This window comes from Streptomyces sp. HSW2009 (genome assembly GCF_040240285.1).
In the GTDB taxonomy this organism is placed as follows: Bacteria; Actinomycetota; Actinomycetes; order Streptomycetales; family Streptomycetaceae; genus Streptomyces.
Genome location: NZ_JBEHZD010000764.1, coordinates 1 through 2,997, shown reverse-complemented (window position 1 = coordinate 2,997; position 2,997 = coordinate 1). Strand labels below are relative to the sequence as shown.

The following is a 2,997-nucleotide window of genomic DNA, read 5'->3' as shown; positions in this document are numbered from 1 at the left end:
CGTACGGAGGAAGGAACCGGCACCAGGGACCTCCCCCCCCCCCACCCCCGCCCCCCCCCCCCCCCCCCCCCCCGCCCCCGCCCCCACCCCCGCCTTCGACCCGGAACACGCCGAGCGCCTCATCCGCGGTCGCCGCGCCACCCGTGCCTACCGCCCCGACCCGGTGCCGGAGGAGACGCTGCGCCGCGTCTTCGCCCTGGCCGCCGCCGCACCCTCAAGCTCCAACACCCAGCCCTGGCAGGTCGAGGTGGTCAGCGGTGCGGCGCGGGACGCCCTCAGCCGCGACCTGCTGGCCGCGGCCGACGCGGAGCGGCTGTCCCTGGACTTCCCGTACCAGGACGACCTGTACGCCGACGTCCACCGGCAGCGGCGCAGCGAGGCCGGCGCGCTCATGTACGGCGCCATGGGAGTGGCCCGCGACGACCTGGCGGGCCGGGCCGCGGTCAACCGCGAGAGCCTGCGCTTCTACGGCGCCCCGCACGTGGCCCTGCTTTTCCTGCCGTCGAACGCCGACGCCCGCATGGTCAACGACGTGGGCATGTACGCCCAGACGCTGCTGCTCGCGCTGACCGCGTACGGCGTGGCGAGCTGCCCGCAGGGGCTGCTCGGCTTCTACGCGGACACCATCCGCGCCTCGCTCCGCCTCACCGAGGAGCGGCCCAAGCTCATGTTCGGCATCTCCTTCGGCTACGCCGACCCCACCTCGTCCTGGAACGCCGTCACCGTCCCGCGCGCGGACCTCGGCGAGACGACGCGTTTTCGCGCATAGGCCGCCTCGCCTTGACAGGGCCGGCTGCCGTCCCGACGAATGGGGGCATGCCTGACGATGAGCTGGCGCACGTACTGACGTCGGTGGGGCCGCGGCTGCGGGCCCTGCGGATCGCCCGGGGGCTGACCCTGGCGCAACTCGGCGAGCGGACCGGGATCTCGCTCAGCACGCTCTCCCGGCTCGAATCGGGGCACCGCGAGCCCACCCTGAAGCTGCTGCTGCCGCTGGCCAAGGTGTACGGCGTGGCGCTGGACGAACTCGTCGGCGCGCCCGCGACCGGCGATCCGCGCATCCACCCGCGGCCGTTCACCCGGCACGGGCAGACCTGGATTCCGCTCACCCACTACCTGGGCGGGCTGCACGCCTACAAGCAGATCCTCCCGGTCCGCCCGGCCGGCGCACGGGACCGGCCGGCGCAGGGCAGTCACGAGGGGTACGAGTGGCTGTACGTGCTCTCCGGCCGGCTGCTGCTCGCCCTCGGCGATCACGACCTGGTGCTGACGGCGGGGGAGGCGGCCGAGTTCGACACCCGCACCCCGCACGGCGTGGCCAACGCGGGTGACCTGCCGGTGGAATGGCTCGCGCTGTACGGGGCGCAGGGCGAGCGGATGCACGTACGGGCCCGTCCCGCGGCCACGGCCGCACCCGGCGCGGCAGCCGCCCCGGGAGACCCGCCGGCCGCCCCGTCGCACTCGTCAGCCGCTGCACCGTCAGCGGCCCTACCGCCAGCCGCCCCACCGGCGGACGCTGCACCCTCGGCCGCTCCCTCGTCCGCAGCCGCACCGGCGGACGCCCAAGCCGGCCCAGCGGGGAGCAACCTGCCTCGGAGCAGCCCCGAAGCACCCCCAACCGGCCCAGGAGGCGGCGCCTAGCCTCTCCCGTAGCCCCGTAGCCCCGTAGCCCCGTAGCCCCGTAGCGGGCCGGGAGCCGGTGCTCCGACTCCACCCGCAGCCACCGGCCCGCCAGCTCACACCAGGGACTTGAACGCCCGCCGTTCGCCCTGGGCGGGTCGGTAGCCGAAGCGGCGGTTGATGGCCAGCATGGGCTGGTTGTCCGTGTCGTTGCCGGTGAAGGCGGTGCGGAAGCCAGCGGCCCGGGCGCGGTGCAGGGAGGCCGTCTTGGCCAGCGTGGCCAGGCCGCGCCCGCGGTGGCCGCGGCGGGTGCCGGTCATTCCCGACTGGTAGCGGTCCCTGCGGTCGGTGTGGACGACCGTGAACGCCGCGATGGCGCCGTCGACCAGGGCCACGATGGACAGTTCGCGGTCGAAGTCGGGGTGTTCCCAGTACAGCGCGCGCCACTCGGCGAGGTCGATCCGGTGGCCGCCGAGGTCGCCCGGCTCGTCGGCGGTGACCTCCACGTCCGCCGCGTAGAACTCCTCCACGCGGTCCGTGAGCTCGGCGACGCTGCGCAACTCCACGTCGGCCGGCAGGTCGGCCGGGTCGGGCAGCGGCGGCAGTTCGGCGGTGGCCAGATCCAGCCGTTGGAAGACGGAGCCGCGGCTGAGCTGGTAGCCGCGGCGCTCGGCGAAGCCCAGGTGCGGCTGGTCGTCGAGGACCCAGGCGTAGAGCGAGGTGGCGCCCTCGGCGGCCAGATAGCGTTCGGCCTCGGCCAGCAGGGCCGAGCCGACGCCCCGGCCGCGGGCGTCCGGGTGCACCGACGGATTGCTGAAGGAGCGGCCGGGCTCGGGATGGTCGAAGGCCAGCCCGGTGTGGGCGGTGGCGACGATCCGCCCGTCCAACTCGCCGATCAGCAGCCGGTAGCGCTGCCCGGCCGGGGCGTTGGCCACCTGTCCGGCCACCGATTCCGGCGTCGTCACCATGAAGGGGATGGCCGCACGGCGCACCTCGGCCACGGCTTCGGCGTCGGCCGGCTGGAAATCGCGAATGATCACAGTCATGGCGCTGCACGCTACGTGTCGATCCCGCCATCCGCCCCGCATTTTCTCCCTGCTCTGCGCCCCGACCGCCCGGCGCCGGCCCGGCACCCGGCACCGCACGGTGCGCCGGGCCGGGCGATCGGGCAGGTCACGGCCGGTGTGGGCCACGCACCGCCGCGTTGGCCGATTAGCTGCTTCGTACACCTGTATGCATGGCTGCTGCACCTATGTGGCGCGTACGGTGACGCCGCGACCTCCGCCGCCCGCCCCCGGGCGCCGCGGCGGGGCCGCCCCGAAGGGGGGTGCGCCGCGGGGCCCGCCCCCCCCCGGGCGGGCCCCCCCGGGGGGCCCC

Annotated in this window: 2 protein-coding genes and 1 pseudogene; 2 read left to right on the top strand and 1 reads right to left on the bottom strand. The window is 75.2% G+C overall.

The features are described 5' to 3' along the window. Window positions 1–121: 121 nt before the first annotated feature. Together AAHZ94_RS31865 and AAHZ94_RS31860 are read left to right on the top strand one after the other, a co-directional pair. The gene (locus AAHZ94_RS31865) at window positions 122–769 is read left to right on the top strand and encodes a nitroreductase (protein ID WP_349997190.1); all 648 of its coding nucleotides are present in this window, start codon (window positions 122–124) and stop codon (window positions 767–769) included. Between the two features lie 47 nt (window positions 770–816). Then, window positions 817–1,404: pseudogene (locus AAHZ94_RS31860) on the top strand (XRE family transcriptional regulator); the annotation flags it as partial. A 332-nt stretch (window positions 1,405–1,736) separates the two neighbouring features. Here AAHZ94_RS31860 and AAHZ94_RS31855 read toward each other — a convergent pair. After that, the gene (locus AAHZ94_RS31855; RefSeq protein ID WP_349997189.1) at window positions 1,737–2,666 is read right to left on the bottom strand and encodes a GNAT family N-acetyltransferase; all 930 of its coding nucleotides are present in this window, start codon (window positions 2,664–2,666) and stop codon (window positions 1,737–1,739) included. Window positions 2,667–2,997: the final 331 nt, after the last annotated feature.

Excerpts from the sequence above, each read along its gene's own strand:
- AAHZ94_RS31855 (WP_349997189.1), bottom strand. The coding sequence starts at position 2,666 with ATGACTGTGATCATTCGCGATTTCCAGCCGGCCGACGCCGAAGCCGTG.